General features: G+C 38.7%; 16 protein-coding genes. All 16 read right to left on the reverse strand.

The genetic code is table 11. From position 1 onward, the window contains the following. Positions 1–129 precede the first annotated feature (129 nt). Positions 130–909, reverse strand: a complete 780-nt coding sequence (gene sigG / locus M5A78_RS02395; protein ID WP_248733665.1) for an RNA polymerase sporulation sigma factor SigG — start codon at positions 907–909, stop codon at positions 130–132. Positions 910–1,067: 158 nt separating this feature from the next. Continuing rightward, on the reverse strand, positions 1,068–1,787 hold the full coding sequence (sigE, locus tag M5A78_RS02400) for an RNA polymerase sporulation sigma factor SigE (protein ID WP_248733666.1): 720 nt from the start codon (positions 1,785–1,787) through the stop codon (positions 1,068–1,070). A 45-nt stretch (positions 1,788–1,832) separates the two neighbouring features. After that, on the reverse strand, positions 1,833–2,759 hold the full coding sequence (spoIIGA, locus tag M5A78_RS02405; protein WP_248733667.1) for a sigma-E processing peptidase SpoIIGA: 927 nt from the start codon (positions 2,757–2,759) through the stop codon (positions 1,833–1,835). 220 nt (positions 2,760–2,979) lie between these two features. Then, positions 2,980–4,113 (reverse strand): cell division protein FtsZ, encoded by a 1,134-nt coding sequence (gene ftsZ, locus M5A78_RS02410; RefSeq protein WP_248733668.1) that lies wholly within the window; start codon positions 4,111–4,113, stop codon positions 2,980–2,982. 42 nt (positions 4,114–4,155) lie between these two features. Then, on the reverse strand, positions 4,156–5,451 hold the full coding sequence (gene ftsA / locus M5A78_RS02415) for a cell division protein FtsA (RefSeq protein WP_248733669.1): 1,296 nt from the start codon (positions 5,449–5,451) through the stop codon (positions 4,156–4,158). Positions 5,452–5,576: 125 nt separating this feature from the next. Further along, positions 5,577–5,939, reverse strand: coding sequence for a small basic family protein (locus M5A78_RS02420; RefSeq protein WP_248733670.1), 363 nt, complete (start codon positions 5,937–5,939; stop codon positions 5,577–5,579). Further along, entirely contained in the window at positions 5,939–6,670 is a 732-nt protein-coding gene (locus tag M5A78_RS02425) for a DUF881 domain-containing protein (RefSeq protein WP_248733671.1), read from the reverse strand. Before M5A78_RS02425 ends, M5A78_RS02420 begins: the two co-directional genes overlap by 1 nt. A 31-nt stretch (positions 6,671–6,701) precedes the next feature. After that, positions 6,702–7,421, reverse strand: coding sequence for a DUF881 domain-containing protein (locus M5A78_RS02430; protein ID WP_248733672.1), 720 nt, complete (start codon positions 7,419–7,421; stop codon positions 6,702–6,704). Then, positions 7,390–8,181 (reverse strand): cell division protein FtsQ/DivIB, encoded by a 792-nt coding sequence (locus M5A78_RS02435; RefSeq protein ID WP_248733673.1) that lies wholly within the window; start codon positions 8,179–8,181, stop codon positions 7,390–7,392. The genes M5A78_RS02430 and M5A78_RS02435 overlap by 32 nt, the downstream gene beginning before the upstream one ends. A 279-nt stretch (positions 8,182–8,460) precedes the next feature. Then, positions 8,461–9,369 (reverse strand): UDP-N-acetylmuramate dehydrogenase, encoded by a 909-nt coding sequence (gene murB, locus M5A78_RS02440; protein ID WP_248733674.1) that lies wholly within the window; start codon positions 9,367–9,369, stop codon positions 8,461–8,463. A gap of 59 nt (positions 9,370–9,428) precedes the next feature. Continuing rightward, complete coding sequence (gene murG / locus M5A78_RS02445; protein ID WP_248733675.1) at positions 9,429–10,532, reverse strand: undecaprenyldiphospho-muramoylpentapeptide beta-N-acetylglucosaminyltransferase; 1,104 nt, start codon at positions 10,530–10,532, stop codon at positions 9,429–9,431. A gap of 163 nt (positions 10,533–10,695) precedes the next feature. After that, positions 10,696–11,760, reverse strand: coding sequence for a stage V sporulation protein E (spoVE, locus tag M5A78_RS02450; RefSeq protein WP_406603659.1), 1,065 nt, complete (start codon positions 11,758–11,760; stop codon positions 10,696–10,698). A 295-nt stretch (positions 11,761–12,055) separates the two neighbouring features. Continuing rightward, the gene (gene murD, locus M5A78_RS02455; protein WP_248733677.1) at positions 12,056–13,405 is read right to left on the reverse strand and encodes a UDP-N-acetylmuramoyl-L-alanine--D-glutamate ligase; all 1,350 of its coding nucleotides are present in this window, start codon (positions 13,403–13,405) and stop codon (positions 12,056–12,058) included. Then, the gene (gene mraY / locus M5A78_RS02460; RefSeq protein WP_248733678.1) at positions 13,406–14,383 is read right to left on the reverse strand and encodes a phospho-N-acetylmuramoyl-pentapeptide-transferase; all 978 of its coding nucleotides are present in this window, start codon (positions 14,381–14,383) and stop codon (positions 13,406–13,408) included. Between the two features lies 1 nt (position 14,384). After that, the gene (locus M5A78_RS02465) at positions 14,385–14,834 is read right to left on the reverse strand and encodes a hypothetical protein (RefSeq protein WP_248733679.1); all 450 of its coding nucleotides are present in this window, start codon (positions 14,832–14,834) and stop codon (positions 14,385–14,387) included. Between the two features lie 2 nt (positions 14,835–14,836). Beyond that, positions 14,837–16,300: a UDP-N-acetylmuramoyl-L-alanyl-D-glutamate--2,6-diaminopimelate ligase gene (locus M5A78_RS02470; protein ID WP_248733680.1), complete on the reverse strand. Its 1,464-nt coding sequence runs from the start codon at positions 16,298–16,300 to the stop codon at positions 14,837–14,839. Positions 16,301–16,415 lie beyond the last annotated feature (115 nt).

The following is a 16,415-nucleotide window of genomic DNA, read 5'->3' on the forward strand; positions in this document are numbered from 1 at the left end:
TCACATTTATTAGAAATATATGATAACATTCGTCAAATTAGTAAAGAAAAAATAATGAGGATATCTCAAGATAGTGTCTGACCCCTTTACCACTAGAGTGAGGGGCCAAACACTTTTGAGATATCCTCTTTAACTTTGAATATTTTTATTCATTTGTCTAATAGCTGCTTTTTCTAAACGTGAAACCTGGGCCTGGGAGATGCCAATTTCATCAGCCACTTCCATCTGCGTTTTTCCTTGAAAAAACCGTTTTCGTAAAATTAATTTTTCCCGTTCATTTAATCTTCGCATTCCTTCTTTTAAAGCAATTTCTTCAATCCAATGGATATCTTTATTTTTCTCATCACTTAATTGGTCCATTACATAAATAGGGTCGCCGCCATCATTATAAATCGGCTCAAATAGGGACACTGGGTCCTGTATAGCATCTAAGGCAAAGACAATTTCCTCATGTGGCACTTCTAAAACCTTGGCAATCTCTTCAGCAGTTGGTTCACGAGAGGTTTCGCTCATTAATCGTTCCCTAACCTGAAGGGCCTTATAGGCGATGTCCCTCAAGGAACGGGAAACGCGAATTGGGTTATTATCACGTAAGTACCTTCGAATTTCTCCAATAATCATTGGTACCGCATAAGTAGAAAACTTTACGTTTTGACCTAAATCAAAGTTATCAATCGATTTCATTAGTCCAATACAGCCAACCTGAAACAGGTCGTCAACAAACTCTCCTCGATTGTTAAACCGTTGAATGACACTTAATACGAGGCGTAAATTACCGTTGACAAGTTTTTCTCTGGCGGTTATATCACCCGCTTGCATTTGCCTGAAGAGTATTCTCATTTCTTCGTTTTTTAATACAGGAAGTTTTGATGTATCCACACCGCAAATTTCAACTTTATTACGAGTCAATCCTTTTCCCTCCTCACAGGAGCTGCTGTACAAAAAACAGTATTTCCTTGAGAAGGAAAAATATGCACTTGTCCCAATCAAGGATAAGTGCATAAATGTCGAAAAATGTAATTAAAACACTAAATTCTTAGGTTTTATGATGGTAAAAATTTTCTTTTCTAGACCATTTTATTAAATTCTTTCCGTAATCTCTTTATGATTCTCTTTTCTAAACGTGAAATATAGGATTGAGAAATACCCAGCATGTCTGCGACATCCTTCTGTGTTTTTTCTTCCCCATTTGTCAGACCGAACCTGAGCTCCATGATTTGCTTTTCACGATCTGTCAACTGATGTAATGCCTTGGTCAGGAGTTTTCTGTCCACATTAGCTTCAAGGTCCTTTGTAATAATATCTTCGTCCGTTCCCAATACATCAGATAATAATAGTTCATTTCCATCCCAATCAATGTTTAAGGGTTCGTCAAATGACACTTCAGATCTTATTTTATTGTTTCGCCGTAAGTACATGAGTATTTCATTTTCGATACATCTTGAGGCGTATGTAGCAAGTTTTATTTTTTTCTCAGGGTTAAAGGTATTGACAGCTTTAATTAATCCAATTGTACCAATGCTGATTAAATCCTCAATATTAATCCCAGTATTCTCAAACTTTCTGGCAATGTAAACAACAAGTCTGAGATTTCGTTCAATTAAAATGGATCTTGCTGCCTTATCACCGCCGGGCAGTTTTTTTAATAATATCTCTTCTTCTTCTTTACTTAAAGGAGGCGGTAAGGCTTCGCTTCCGCCAATATAATAAACTTCATCCGTTTTCAGACCCATTTTTATTAATATTTTATACCAGTAATAGGATAAGCGAAGTCGCCATTTTTTCATGCATGTTCCTCCTTCTAAAATATGTTTTTTCTGAGTATAGTATTACTAACTCACTTTCACAGCCCCCCCTTGCCGCTTAGAACCCGTCAGCATTTTCGGATGAACAATACATTGAAATGCATCCTCCGCCGATAGCTGCTGCATCGTAAAGGAGACTAGACCCTTTTCACATAAATACTGTGTTCCGTTATGTTCGATTAAAATTAGATCGGGTTTAATCGCAGCAATGAGCTGATGCTCTTGTCCAACCACGCGACATGGAACAATTCTTAGCCTATTTTGCCATTCATCAGGGAATACAAAGCTACCCATTAAGAGTGGTTCAGGATCGGAAGCCAGCTTTCTAATTGGTTCAGGGATCGTTTCCATGTCGTTCTTTATTGAGACAAACATCACTGGCAGCCTAGACAACGGATCATATAGTTGATTCCCACTATCCACTAATCCTTTAAAAATTAAGCTTTCACCCTCAATATTCAATCTCACATTGACGATTTGTTCGAATTGAATTTTGGTCATCTCCATTCTTTCTACATTTTTTCTAGAGAAGTGCCAGGCAATCGGAAAGCCAATAAAAACGAATAGCCAACTAATAGGATCGCCAAATCCTTTTAGTACGTTTATCGTCAGCACATAATCATATTGAATAAAAAAATGGGCCCCTATTATTGCTCCTCCAATTAAAAAAGTAGAAACATAAAACGTCATTAAAGCTTTAATAAAGAAAGTCAACCGTTTATATCCGAAGGCTATGAACACCATCATGATTGAACAGATAAGTTTTGAAATTGGATGACTTGTATAGACATTTAATGGTGTAAACGATAATAAAATAATCAATGAACCAATAAATCCCCCTGCAAGTATTCTCCATAGCCTGATTCTTCTTTTTAGAAAAATAGCTGTTAAATAAAGGAGAAGGCTATCAAATAACAAATTAAGAGCCCAGATTACATCCAAATAAACAATCAATCTGCTTCCTCCTTCAATTACTGCTGACCAAAGCGCTTCCGCTTTTCTATTCTGTTTAGGAAAAAGTATAACGTAGATAAGAGGCCGAAGTGTGTCACTTCCTGTATTCAAAAAAACAGAAATTTTCACTATTCACAACGGATTTTGTCACATGTCATCATAACTCAAAACTGAAAAAGGCATGCTCCCGATGGGAGCATGCCTTTTTCAGTAAAGTCTCTTAACCTCTTCTATTACGATTGCGTAGGAAGGTTGGTATATCTAACGTTTCTTCTTGCGATACATTCGTGTTCCGTACTGGTTCTTGCGGAGTTTCTTCACGCTTGTGCTCCCTTTTGACAGTACCAACAGGAGGTTTCGATTGTCCAAATGAAGGACGAGTTACTTTAGGCTGTGCAACCTCTTCATTAAAACCAGTTGCAATTACAGTTACGATGATTTCATCTTTAAGATTTTCATTAATAACCGAGCCAAAAATCATGTTTACTTCTTGGTCAGTAGCAATTGCCACGATATCCGCTGCTTCTTGGACTTCATAAAGACTCAAATTGGTTCCGCCCGTAATATTCATTAACACACCTTGGGCCCCGTCAATAGATGTTTCCAATAAAGGAGAATTAATCGCCTTTTTGGCAGCTTCCGTAGCACGATTTTCGCCAGCAGCCACTCCGATACCCATTAGCGCAGATCCTTTATTAGACATAATTGTTTTTACATCTGCGAAATCAAGGTTAATTAATCCAGGAGTTGCAATTAAATCTGAAATACCTTGAACACCTTGGCGGAGGACATTGTCTGCTTCACGAAATGCTTCTAACATTGGAGTGCTTTTATCAACGATTTCAAGTAGGCGGTCATTTGGAATGACAATCAACGTATCAACGGCTTCTTTCATGGAACCGATACCACCAGATGCTTGGTTTGAACGTTTTTTACCTTCAAACGTAAACGGGCGTGTGACAACACCAACTGTTAATGCCCCTAAATCTCGGGCAATTTGTGCAATAACAGGTGCAGCACCCGTGCCTGTTCCACCACCCATTCCTGCTGTTACGAATACCATATCTGCACCACGAAGTGCTTCTTCAATTTGTTCCTTACTTTCTTCTGCAGCTTTTTTGCCAACCTCTGGATTAGCCCCTGCCCCGAGACCACGAGTCAGTTTCGCACCAATCTGCATTTTCACTTCTGCTTTTGAAAGATTTAAGGCTTGCGCATCTGTATTAACGGCGATAAATTCTACACCTTGAACACCATGTTCAATCATTCGGTTTACCGCGTTATTACCGCCGCCACCTACTCCAATAACTTTTATTGTTGCAAGAGAATCTAAATTTGTATCAAATTCTAACATGACAAATCCTCCTAATTCGTCGATATTCCTTTTCGATGAAGTTTATTCGAAAAAGTAACCAAGGAATTTTTTTACTTTTGATGACATCTTTTCTTCCGGATGTTTTTCGGGCTTTGCTTTTGGTTGATGTTGCTTTGGTATTCTTTTTTCGATTGGCTCTGATACCGCAGAGGATCCGCTCATGGTTCCCCCTGGTAATCTACCATTCTTGTAAGCATATTTAATTAAGCCAACCGCTGTTGTATATTGAGGTTCTCTTACACCAATATAGTCGGGTGACGCAATGCGGACTGGAGTTTGGAAAATATCCTGTGCGAGCTCTAGTACACCTTGCATTTTTGACGTTCCGCCTGTTAAAACAAAACCACCAGGTAAATCAGTTACACCTAACCGTTTCATTTCATGGGCGATTAATTCAAAAATTTCTTCCATTCTAGCTTCAATAATTTCGGAAACATATAGCTGATTAAATTGCTGATGCTGGTCGCTCCCAATAATTGGAACACTGAAGAACTCGTCCTCTGAAGCATTGTCATAGAATGCATGTCCATATTTTATCTTGATATTTTCGGCATCCTCGGTTGAAGTATGTAGAACCTTTGAAAGGTCATTCGTAAGAAGATCGCCACCAACTGGGATGACACTTGTCGATTTCAAAAATCCTTCTTCAAACATTGCTATAGTAGTAGACCCGCCGCCAATATCAATCAGGGCAACACCGAGATTTTTTTCATCCTTCGATAGAGCATAATCACCTGCTGCTAGCGGCTGTAAGATAATGTCTAAAATCTCAAGACCTGCTCGTTCTACACAACGTAATGTATTAATGATAATCGATTTCGATCCGGTAATAAGTGTACCTTCCATTTCTAAACGGACACCAATCATTCCTCTTGGATCATTAATTTCATCCTTACCATCTAAGATAAATTGTTTTCGAATGACTCCAATATTTTCTCTTTCTGGTGGAATGGATCCCACATGGGATGCTTCAATGACACGTATGACGTCCTCATTGGTAATTTCCCGGTTTTGACTGGATACAGCTACAATGCCGTGACATTGCTGAAGGATGACGTTGTTTCCGGAAATTCCGACCACCACTTCTCTGATCTCCATCCCAATCATTCTTTCCGCCTGCTCAATCGCCCGCTTAATAGAATGAACGGTATCGTCCATATCGACAATCGATCCCTTTCGTAAGCCTTCAGATTTCACATTGCCAACACCAATTATATTCAACGAGTCTTTACCAGAGTCATTGACCATTTCACCAATGATTACTTTTACACTGGATGTACCGATGTCAAGACTAACATATATTTCATTGCTGTTCATTCTTTGGCACCTCCTTTTAATTTCCTTAGGTCGAACAACAATTTACTTTTGTCCAATAAAAGTTTTCTAATAGTAATATCTTATAAAATTATTCGTCACAATTACATATTTCCCTTTAAAAAATCTCAATTTTTTTCTACTTTTTCTTTGTTTGTTGACCATTTTGTCAATAATATGCGTCTGATGACGGCAATATTTTGAAACAATCTGACACCAAACGCAAAAACTGCCGCTAAATACAAGTCTACACCAAGATGAACACCGAGAAAAGCTAAACTTGCAGCTAGTATTATATTAAAAAAGAATCCTGAAACAAATACCTTTTCATCATAAATATTTTGCAAGTAAGCCCTAATTCCACCAAAAAGTGTGTCGAGGGCAGCTAAGACAGCAATCGACAAATAATTGGAATATTCTTCAGGAATCCGTATTTCTGTTAATAAACCAAGAATGATTCCAATAACTAGTCCCATAAACGGAAGCCACATCAGGAACCGCCTCCTTCCTTTATTGGCTCCATATACTTAATGCGGATTGGGTTATCATAGGCAGGAATAGAAACATTCGGATTTGCCTCAGAAACGTTCAGTCTCAAGCTTTCAGTAAAAAATTCATCCCTAGATTTTGATACTTTCATCCGATTAGATAACTTTTCAGCAGTATTAATGGAATCGACGCCGACATTAACCTCTATCGGCAAACTCCTGATTGAGTGCCCGTCAATTTTAGTTTCCCGATTAATATCCCTTATTACAGTGGTATTAATAATTCTTTGACCATCAATCGCCACATATTTTGCCTCATACATATTCAATTCGTTTACTAATCTTTTTAGCAACTCTGGTGAAACAACCTTTGTAACAGGATAACCCAGCTTAATGTCCTCAACTATTGGTTCAATCATTAATGTTATCCCCGGACCTGTGACCTCGGTCAATCCTGCTTCCATTTTTAATTCATCTAACGTTTCCCTCAAGGTCTGTTCCTTGCTTTGTTTTCGCTTAGACTCGTAGGCTGAAAGTTTTTCTTCATTTGAACGAATTTCGTTCAATAAATTGGACTGAAGCTCTTTTTCTTTCAGTAACGCTTCACGAAGCTGCCAGACATCGCGTGTATCCCGTTCAACTGGTTTCTTCACTGTTTGGAATTGAATCGCGATCATAAAACCAACGACTGCAGCAATTAAGGTAAAACTAATATTAATTTTTGGCTTGTCCACTTCTTTCACCTAGCCTTCTTCACGTGGACTTTTATATGCTTCCTAAAATTGGATTCAGAATAATTTCATTTTCTTTTTCTAGTGTAAAAACAAGGTTATCGTTAACAAGCTGATCCTTTACTCCCCCCGTCAGGTTTAGGGATGATGAGAGAACATCAGGGTCACCGATTGCAGAAATAACAAATGGAGCAGGATGCTGAACACCATCAACAGTAATGACTGGCCCATTACAAACAATATATGAATGGCTCGTCAGCCTTTGCCCATTTATGGCTACCGCTGCTGCTCCTGAGATATAAAGCTCATTCACCACTTTAAATACATGGTGTTCATGGACAAGATAATTATTAATATTTACTTCTTTCGGGTCATAAGCACCATCAGAAAGAGTAATTTTTACCCCTTTTCCTTTTATCTTTACTTTACCTAGGAACATCCGATATTTTTCAGTATCTTCAGCAAGGTTAAGAAAGACTTGGGCTTCCTTTGCTAGCCCTTTTTCATTTTTAAGAACCTTGTCTTGCTTTTTATTTAATTCCTTTTGAAGCTTACGATTGGTCTCCTCTTGGGCAATCAATTGATTCCTTAAAACAAGAGTCTTTTCATATTGTTTAGCTGATATGTCCCGGTTTTCATTTTGAGTCTCGATTTGGGTCAGATGATAGGAGTAGGCAATCATAAACCCCAGCACAAGACAGACAAGGGACAAGATAAAATGTTTACCCTTGACCTTGATCTTTTTCAACTTCATTTTCCTCCACTTCCGATTCAAAAGCCTTAAAATACGAGCCAACTTCAAAATCAATGATTCCCTTTTTGGTTGGGTCTAATTGGCTTATGATTGAGGGATAATGGACCATTTTTTCCGAAAAACTTCTAATGGTGGCACTAACTTCAAAGCCATCATTCATAAATAAGGAAATATGATACTGATCTGTTTTTTTCGGAGAATAATGAATTTCGGAAATGGAGTTTAAAATTTCACCTGGAAGTTTTTCTAACTCTTTTACCATTTCGTTAAGGGCGTTCCCCTCTTTGAATTCAAAAAGAATCGGAGAATTAACTGGAACTGTTTCCGTTTTCCTATCTTTTAGAATTTTACCGTTCTCCATTACTGGAAAATAGTTATTGTCTTGTTTTAGATAGGCTATTCTTTTGTGTTCTTTTACTTGAATTTGAATGGTGTTTGGCCAATGAATCTTAACATTCGCCTTCTTTATTTCAGATAACTGCTGTAATTTTGCAATAACCTCGCTCTTCCTTACTTTCCAAATATTCGTATTTTTTGAAAGTCCGCTCTTACTGATTATTTCAGTACTAGAATAAACTTCATTTCCTTTTATCGTAATTGTCTTAACATGACTCAATGGCGATTGTGTATAAGCAATTGCTACTATTAATGTAAAAAATAAAATTAATAGGAGCACTAGGCGTCTGTTTGCTTTCCGCCTTCTTTGCTCCTTTAATTTTGGAATACGATCCTCCAGAGCAACGATTTTACCTTTTTCCATCCATATTCCTCCAAATAAAAACGGTCGCCCCTTTTTGCAATCAGATTTAAGATTCAATCTGATTAGCTGAAAAACAACATTAGGCTTGTCCAAAATAATCGTTCGCGGTAGCCTTAAAAGAGAAACAACGGCACGAAAAAATCATGCCGTCACTTATTTTCTTCAGGCTTTCCACCTATAATATTATCAGTTATTATAACACAATATTTGTCATTCGTAAGAGATTTCTTACAAGAAAAGTAAGTTTAATTTCTTGGAACTATGAGAACACGACTGCAGCTATTTTCGCCCGATTATTTCTACTTCAGTCTCCATTTTAATTTCATACAAACTGTAAATGGTATCCTTTACATGCTCAATTAAGGCAAGCACATCTCCCGCAGTGGCATTACCTGCATTCACAATAAAATTCCCATGCATTTCTGAAACCTTTGCACCGCCAATACTGAAGCCTTTTAACCCTGTAATTTCTATTAATTTGCCTGCATAGTTAGGAAGAGGATTTCGAAAAATACTGCCGGCACAAGGGAAATTCCACGGTTGTGTTTCTTTTCGGTAATCCTTGTTTTTTTGCATTTGGGAAACAATGGCTCCTCTATCTCCTAGAGCAAGCTTGAAAACGGCTTCGACAACGATTCCTGGGCGCTTTTTCTGCAAGACAGATGTCCTATAGGAGAACTCCATGTCTTCATTTGAAAGCCATTCTAGCGATCCATCCTCAAATAATATATGAGCCCTTGTTAATATTTTGCTAATATCTGAACCATGGGCACCTGCGTTCATATAAACAGCACCACCAACAGAGCCTGGAATTCCGCTTGCAAACTCAAGACCAGAAAGCCCTTTTTTACTAATTAATGTTGATAAGCTAACGAGTGAATGCCCGCCTCCCACCGTAATTTCAGTATCATTAACCTCGAGATGGTCAAGTCCAGATCCGAGCTTAATAATTGCACCTGCAATTCCTTTGTCAGAGACTAAAAGATTTGATCCTCTGCCAATAGCCCGCCAATTTAAGCGATGCTTTTCAATCACATACATTACCTTTTTTAAATTTTCAACTGATGAAGGTTCAATAAAAAGATCGACAGGACCGCCAATTTTAATTGTGGTGTGATGGGCTAGTGGTTCATTTTCCTTTACTTTCCCGATATTTAAAGTCTGTAATTCTGTTAATATGCTATCCATATTACCACCCTACTTTCCAAGTTCCGATAATTTTAGTTTATGCTAAAAATAATTTTGGGCTACCTTTGATTTTCTTTTACAAGTTGTTTCATTAAGGAAAATAGCCTGCCCGCTGAATCCGGAACACCGATTTTTTTAGCCTTTATTTTCATTTCCTTTAATGCATCAATATTTAACAGAATTTGGTCAATGTGGTTCACAAGACTTTTACTATTTAGATCTTTTTCTAATAATAATTCCGCTGCCCCATGGTCACTTAATGATCTCGCGTTTTTTTCTTGATGATTATTGGTTACATAGGGACTTGGGACTAGAATGCTTGGAATACCTAGTGAGGTTATTTCGGCAAGGGTCGTTGCTCCTGCCCTTGAAACTACTAAATCAATACCAGCAAGTACCTCTGGCATATTATGAACAAATGGTTTTATCACCACATTTTTCGGACTTCCAACTAACTCTACCTCTTTTTTGACATCCTCATAATGAACATCGCCAGTTATATAGAGAATTTGGTAAGGTTTTTCAGCGAATTCCGATAAGGCTTTAACGACAGCTTCATTGATTGGTCTGGCACCACGGCTGCCTCCAAAGATCAAAACAGCTGGTTTGGTTGTACTGAGTCCTGCTGAAAGTCGCCCCTGAATTCCATCCTTACCGATTACCTCAGATGCACGGGGGTTTCCAGTAAAAACTACCTTGTCACCAGGAAAATAATCTTTTGCCTCAGCAAAACAAATAGCAATTTTGTTCACATAACGGCTTAAAAATTTATTTGTAAGGCCTGGGACACTATTTTGTTCGTGAATGATTGTTGGAATACGGAGCTTTGAGGCTGCATATACAACTGGTCCGCATACATATCCGCCCGTTCCAATGACAACGTCAGGCTTAAACTCCTTTAATATCTTTTTACTATCCTTCACGCCTTTTAAGAAACGAAGAACAGTTTTTACATTTTCAAAGGAAAGCTTTCTTTTAAAACCAGTAATATTAATCGCTTTAAAAGCAATCTTTTCCCTAGGGACAATCTTACTCTCCAAGCCATTTATTGTACCTATGTATAGAAACTCTGCATCTTTGTTCTCTTTTTGAATCTCCCTGATTAGTGCGAGAGCAGGATAAATATGTCCACCCGTTCCTCCACCGCTTACTACTATTTTCATTTTTCCACCTCATTAACTATTTAACACATCTTATTGCATTCCTATCTTACTATAAAAACAGATTAAAGAAAGCAAATGAAAAAAGAATGTTATCTAAATGTAAAGATTTGCTTAAAATATTCCTTAAAACAAAAAGAACCCTGCCACTTAACAGGGTATCCTTTTAATATCTTGAATAGCGGCTAATATTAAGGAGAACTCCAATAGCCATTAACATCAAGGTCAACGAGGAGCCCCCGTAGCTTAAAAATGGCAATGTTATGCCTGTTACAGGCATAAGCCCTGTTACTACACCGACATTAATCATTACTTGGATGGCTACCATTGCAATGATTCCGACTGCAAGAAAACTACCATATAAATCAGGAGCACCTAGGGCGATTCGAATCCCCCGCCACAACAGGAGGGCAAATAGTAGTAAAATAAACGAACCACCAATAAACCCTAATTCTTCGGAAAGTATAGCGAAGATAAAATCTGTTTGCGGTTCTGGTAAGTAAAAAAACTTCTGCCTGCTCTCGCCAAGACCAAGCCCAAATAAACCGCCAGGGCCAATCGCATAAAGCGATTGAATAATTTGAAACCCGCTCCCGAGGGGGTCAGACCAGGGATCTAAAAAGGAGGTAATCCTTTTTATTCGATACGGAGCGGAAGCAATCAAGCCGACAAAACCAGCAACTCCGAGCAGCCCTAAAAAGGCAAAATGACTAATGCGGGCACCAGCAATGAAAATCATCACTACACAAGTCCCCATCATGACCGTTCCAGTACCTAAATCTGGCTGTAGCATAATCATTGCAAAAGCAATAAATGCAAGACCTAATGAAGGGACAAGGCCTTTCTTAAAAGAAGTAATCAGCTTTTGCCTTTCTGAAAGGTATTTTGCTAAAAAGGCGATCATAGCCAGCTTCATAAATTCTGAAGGCTGAATGGAAAAGGCTCCTACTCCTATCCAGCTTCTTGAACCATTTCGGACATTGCCAATACCAGGTATTAACACCAAAATCAATAACACAAAACAGACGATTATAATGGTTTTCGACCAAGTTCTCCATGTCCAGTAGTTGATATTCATAATAAAAAACATGGCTGCAATTCCGACCCCGGCAAATAAGGTTTGCCTTTTTGCAAAGAAAAAGGAATCATGAAATTTAAATTCAGCCCAGATAGCACTTGCGCTGTAAACCATAATTAGTCCTATTGCCAGTAGCGTAAAGGTTACAATCATTAAAATAAAATCAGGAGTTGTTCTCTTTGTCGGCACCACTATACACCTCAACTAGGAGTTTTAGGGCTTAGTACTATAGGTGTTTAGCTACAGCGCCTGGGGATCGACGCTCGCGCTTCCGCTTTTAGTATTGTCTAGCTACAGCGCCCAGCGGCTAGTAGACTTCGCTCTTCTCCCTACGATAAGTCAACATCGGTTCGCTCCCGCTCACCGTGTTTCCTTTATCTCAGTCGAAGCGCTCCAGTCTATACGCCGCTAAACGGGCGCTTCCGCTTTTCGTATGGACAAGCCCTTATTAAAGCTTATGCACCGCTTCGATAAAAATGTCACCCCTGACTTCAAAAGTTTTATATTGATCCCAGCTGGCACAAGCTGGAGATAACAGGAGGACATCACCTGATTCGGAATAACGATAAGCTTCAGACACTGCCTTGTCAACATTATCGACACGCTTGATTGTTTTTATTCCCGCCTCGCTTCCAACCCGCTCAATCTTTGGAGCTGTCTGTCCAAATGTAATCATTGCTTTAACATTTTTTAAATAGGGAAGGAGTTCATCAAACTCATTTCCCCGGTCGAGCCCTCCAGCGAGTAAGATTATGGGGGCTTCAAATGCGGCAAGGGCCTTGATTGTTGCTAAAATATTGGTGGCCTTTGAGTCGTTATAAAACTTTCTTCCGTTCAATTCCGTGACAAATTGCAAGCGATGCTTTACACCCGTAAAGGATTTTAACACTTCTTGAATCGCACTATTTTCTACACCGGAAAGTTTGGCTGCTGCCATAGCAGATAAAATATTTTCGAGATTATGTACTCCCGGTAAGGCTATATCGGCAATTTCCATTATCTGCTCATCATTAAAACAGATCCAGCCATTGCTGATGTACGCACCTTCAGATAGCTGCTTCTTAGTAGAAAAAGGAATAATTTTCGCTCTAGTATGACGGGCAATTTCAAATGTTTCTTCCTGATCTGCATTAATGATTAAATATTCCAGCTCAGTTTGATTTTCAGTGATATTCGCTTTCGCTTTTTTATATTCTTCTCTCGTCCCATGATAATCCAGGTGTGCATCATAAAGGTTTGTAATGATGGCAATTTTAGGGTTAAAGGTTTTAATTCCCATTAGCTGAAAAGAGGATAATTCAATGACAATCACATTTTCCTTCTTTGCCTTTTGGGCAACACCAGACGCAACAGTTCCAATATTCCCGGCAATTAAAGGCTTTTTCCCACCCTCATTCAGCATCTCATGAATAAGCGTTGTTGTTGTTGTTTTGCCATTTGTCCCGGTAATAGCAATAAACGGTGCTTCGGAAATTTGATAGGCTAGCTCGACTTCTGTAATTACAGGAATCCCCTTTTTAAATGCCCCTTCAATTATTGGGTTGTTATATGGTATTCCAGGATTTTTTACAATCAGCTCAAAGCCCTCATCCAATAGTTCAATCGGGTGATCTCCACAAATCACTTTTATCCCTTGCTCTAATAACCCCTGAGCCTCGGGATTTTCAGATAATGGCTTTTTATCATTAACTGTGACAAAGGCACCAAGTTTATGTAATAGAGCAGCTGCGGTCACTCCACTCTTTGCCAGGCCAAGAACTAGTATTTTTTTATGACGATAACATTCAATCTGCTTCACTTACAACCACACCTCAATATAGATTCCTAGGATCGCTAGTATAAGTCCAACACTCCAGAAGGTAACAACAACTCTCCATTCGGACCAGCCAACTAATTCATAGTGATGATGTAACGGGCTCATTCGGAAAATTCGCTTCCCAGTAGTCTTAAAAGATGCTACCTGGAGAATAACCGATAAGGTTTCGATGACAAATACCCCGCCAATAATAATTAGCAGTATTTCAAGTTTTGTTAAAATCGCCATAGCAGCAATCGCACCACCTAACGCAAGCGAGCCCGTATCCCCCATGAAAACCTTAGCAGGATGTGCGTTAAAGACCAAGAATCCCAAGACTGCTCCTACAACAGCAACTGAGAAAATGGCTATTTCGAAGTTGTTTTGATTCCACGCAAGAACGGCAAATGCACCAAAAGCGATGGCCGCGGTTCCTGACACCAAGCCGTCGAGTCCATCTGTCAAATTGACCGCATTTGAAAATCCAACCAGCCAGAAAATGACTAAAAAAACATATGACCACCCTAAATCAATCGAATAATCACTAAAGGGCAATTTGATTTCAGTTGATTGTCCAGTATGTTTATAGATAAGATAAAAAATAACGGAAATAATAATTTGACCTAAAAGCTTTTGTTTTGATGTCAATCCTAAATTTCGTTTCAAAACCACTTTAATAAAATCGTCCAAGAACCCTAATAAACCGAACCCAAAAGTAACAAACAGCAATAAAAACACAGTTACAGGTATTTGGTCAGAGTATTTTCCAATCATGACAATTGTCGTAATAATGATAGAGAATAATATCATCACACCGCCCATTGTCGGAGTTCCAGATTTTTTTTGGTGTGATTTAGGACCTTCTTCCCGAATGCTTTGTCCAAATTTCAACCTTCTCAAGAAGGGAATAAAAATCGGTGAAAGTAAAACTGAAACGAGAAAGCCCATAACAATTGTGAAAAAAATAACTTGCTCCTTCATTTTATCCCCTCCTTTCCGAAGTATTAGCCATTTTATTTGTTAGCTTTTCTAATATCACAGCTATATCATATGTTTGTTTATTTTCATTAAGAAGTTTTTTATTTGTAATTTTAAAGTTAGTTATCTCCATATTACTATTCATTTCTCCATCTAATTTTTCATTATATTGTTTTATTATCTCTCTTATTGCTTCCGCATTATCATTAGTAAAAAAAACGGGGAAGTGGTTTGGTGTATATTGTGGCAGCTTTTTTCTATGATCCCAAATGGCTGCGATAGCTCCATTAGCAATGGCGTCCAAAAGTTCTCCTGATTCTTCATTTAAAGGAACAAACAATCCTTTCGGCTGGGAAACATTAGCCTGGTCTGTAACCGTATAAAATGAAAAGTCGTCTTCTATCCCTCGTTTATCAATGATCAAGTCTGCCAGGTCTTTACTAGCTAAATACATTCTTATCTCACCTCAATTGCTTCCCTTACCACCAGCCGGTCATCAAACTCATGAACAACATCCCCAATAATTTGATAGGTTTCATGACCTTTTCCGGCTATTAAAATAACATCACCCAATGATGCCTGTCGTACAGCCATGTTTATAGCTGCTTTTCGGTCAGGAATGACTTGGTAGGATTCCCCTTCGACGCCTGCCTCCATATCCTTTAAAATCGCTAATGGATCTTCACTTCTAGGGTTATCGGAAGTGAGGATTGGATCTGTTGCCAAGCTGCAGGCAATTCTTGCCATCAAAGGCCGCTTGGTTCTATCTCTGTCACCACCACAACCAACGACAACGAAAACCCTTTTCGTTGCGAAATGTTGAATCGTTTTTAAAACATTTTCTAGACTGTCTGGTGTATGGGCATAATCGACAATAACTGTATAATCTTGACCTGCATTCACAAGTTCAAACCTTCCAGCCACACCCTCGACACTTTCAATGGAAGCGATAATTTCGTTGATCCCTATCCCGGATACCAATGCAGCTGCAATACTTGCTAGAACATTATAAACACTGAATTTACCGAGAAACTGCATATGAATTGGATAGGAAACTGCTTCAATCACAAGATCAAAATTTGTCCCTTTAGGAGTCATGTGGATGTTTTTTGCCTGTATATCGGCCTTTTCATCAATCCCGTATGTAATTACATGCGCAGCCGTTGACCTTCTAAACATGTCTGACGCAGGGTCATCAGCATTTAAGACAGCAAATTTAGATTTATTATTATTATCAAAGGTATTGCCTAGCTGAGCAAATAATAAGCTCTTGGCTCGTTGGTATTCAGCCATTGTTTTATGGTAATCAAGATGGTCCTGGGTCAGGTTGGTAAATACCGCAACATCATAATCACAACCGTGGACTCTGCCTTGGTCAAGGGCGTGCGAGGAGACTTCCATGACCGCTAAACCGACCCCGGCATCAACCATTTGCCGAAAGTTTTTTTGAAGTGTCAGACTCTCAGGGGTTGTGTTCTTCGTCTCGAATATCCTGTCAGCAATTTTCGTATACATCGTGCCAATAAGGCCCGTTTTTTCTCCTGCATCTGCAAAGATTTTTTCAATCAAATGACTAGTTGTTGTTTTTCCATTCGTTCCGGTGATGCCAATTAAATGCAGCTTTTTCGTTGGCTGCTCGTAAAAGGTATCTGCGAGCACTGCCATAGCACGTGTTGTATCCTTAACAAGGACAACAGGTACATCTAGAAATAACGGGCGCTCAGCAAGGATCGCAGCAGCCCCTTTTGCAACAGCAGCTTCTGCAAAATCATGGCCGTCAACCGTGTAGCCTTTAATACAAATAAATAAGCTCCCTTTTTGCACCTTCCGATTATCGTTTTCAATCGATGTAATTTCCGGGTTTTCGCCCTTAAAAGGAACTATTGGATGCAAAGACTTAAGCAGCTCTTGTAGCTTCATGTTCTCTCATATCCTCTCATGACCTTACATACATTTTTGCTAGTAATTACTCTAAAAAGATCTTAAGCAAAAGTTCCATCTTATTTTACATTAAATAATTATATTTTGCTATTTA

Origin of the sequence: Neobacillus rhizosphaerae, from assembly GCF_937468385.1 — a bacterium.
Lineage (GTDB): Bacteria > Bacillota > Bacilli > Bacillales > Cytobacillaceae > Neobacillus > Neobacillus rhizosphaerae.

Coding starts and splice junctions, on each gene's coding strand:
- murG (WP_248733675.1), bottom strand. CDS start 10,532: ATGAAAATAGTAGTAAGCGGTGGAGGAACGGGTGGACATATTTATCCT.
- M5A78_RS02470 (WP_248733680.1), bottom strand. CDS start 16,300: ATGAAGCTACAAGAGCTGCTTAAGTCTTTGCATCCAATAGTTCCTTTT.
- ftsA (WP_248733669.1), bottom strand. CDS start 5,451: ATGAACAGCAATGAAATATATGTTAGTCTTGACATCGGTACATCCAGT.
- spoVE (WP_406603659.1), bottom strand. CDS start 11,760: ATGATTGTAACCTTTACGCTACTGGCAATAGGACTAATTATGGTTTAC.
- M5A78_RS02465 (WP_248733679.1), bottom strand. CDS start 14,834: ATGTATTTAGCTAGTAAAGACCTGGCAGACTTGATCATTGATAAACGA.
- mraY (WP_248733678.1), bottom strand. CDS start 14,383: ATGAAGGAGCAAGTTATTTTTTTCACAATTGTTATGGGCTTTCTCGTT.
- M5A78_RS02430 (WP_248733672.1), bottom strand. CDS start 7,421: ATGAAGTTGAAAAAGATCAAGGTCAAGGGTAAACATTTTATCTTGTCC.
- M5A78_RS02420 (WP_248733670.1), bottom strand. CDS start 5,939: ATGTGGCTTCCGTTTATGGGACTAGTTATTGGAATCATTCTTGGTTTA.
- murB (WP_248733674.1), bottom strand. CDS start 9,369: ATGGATAGCATATTAACAGAATTACAGACTTTAAATATCGGGAAAGTA.
- sigE (WP_248733666.1), bottom strand. CDS start 1,787: ATGAAAAAATGGCGACTTCGCTTATCCTATTACTGGTATAAAATATTA.
- ftsZ (WP_248733668.1), bottom strand. CDS start 4,113: ATGTTAGAATTTGATACAAATTTAGATTCTCTTGCAACAATAAAAGTT.
- M5A78_RS02435 (WP_248733673.1), bottom strand. CDS start 8,181: ATGGAAAAAGGTAAAATCGTTGCTCTGGAGGATCGTATTCCAAAATTA.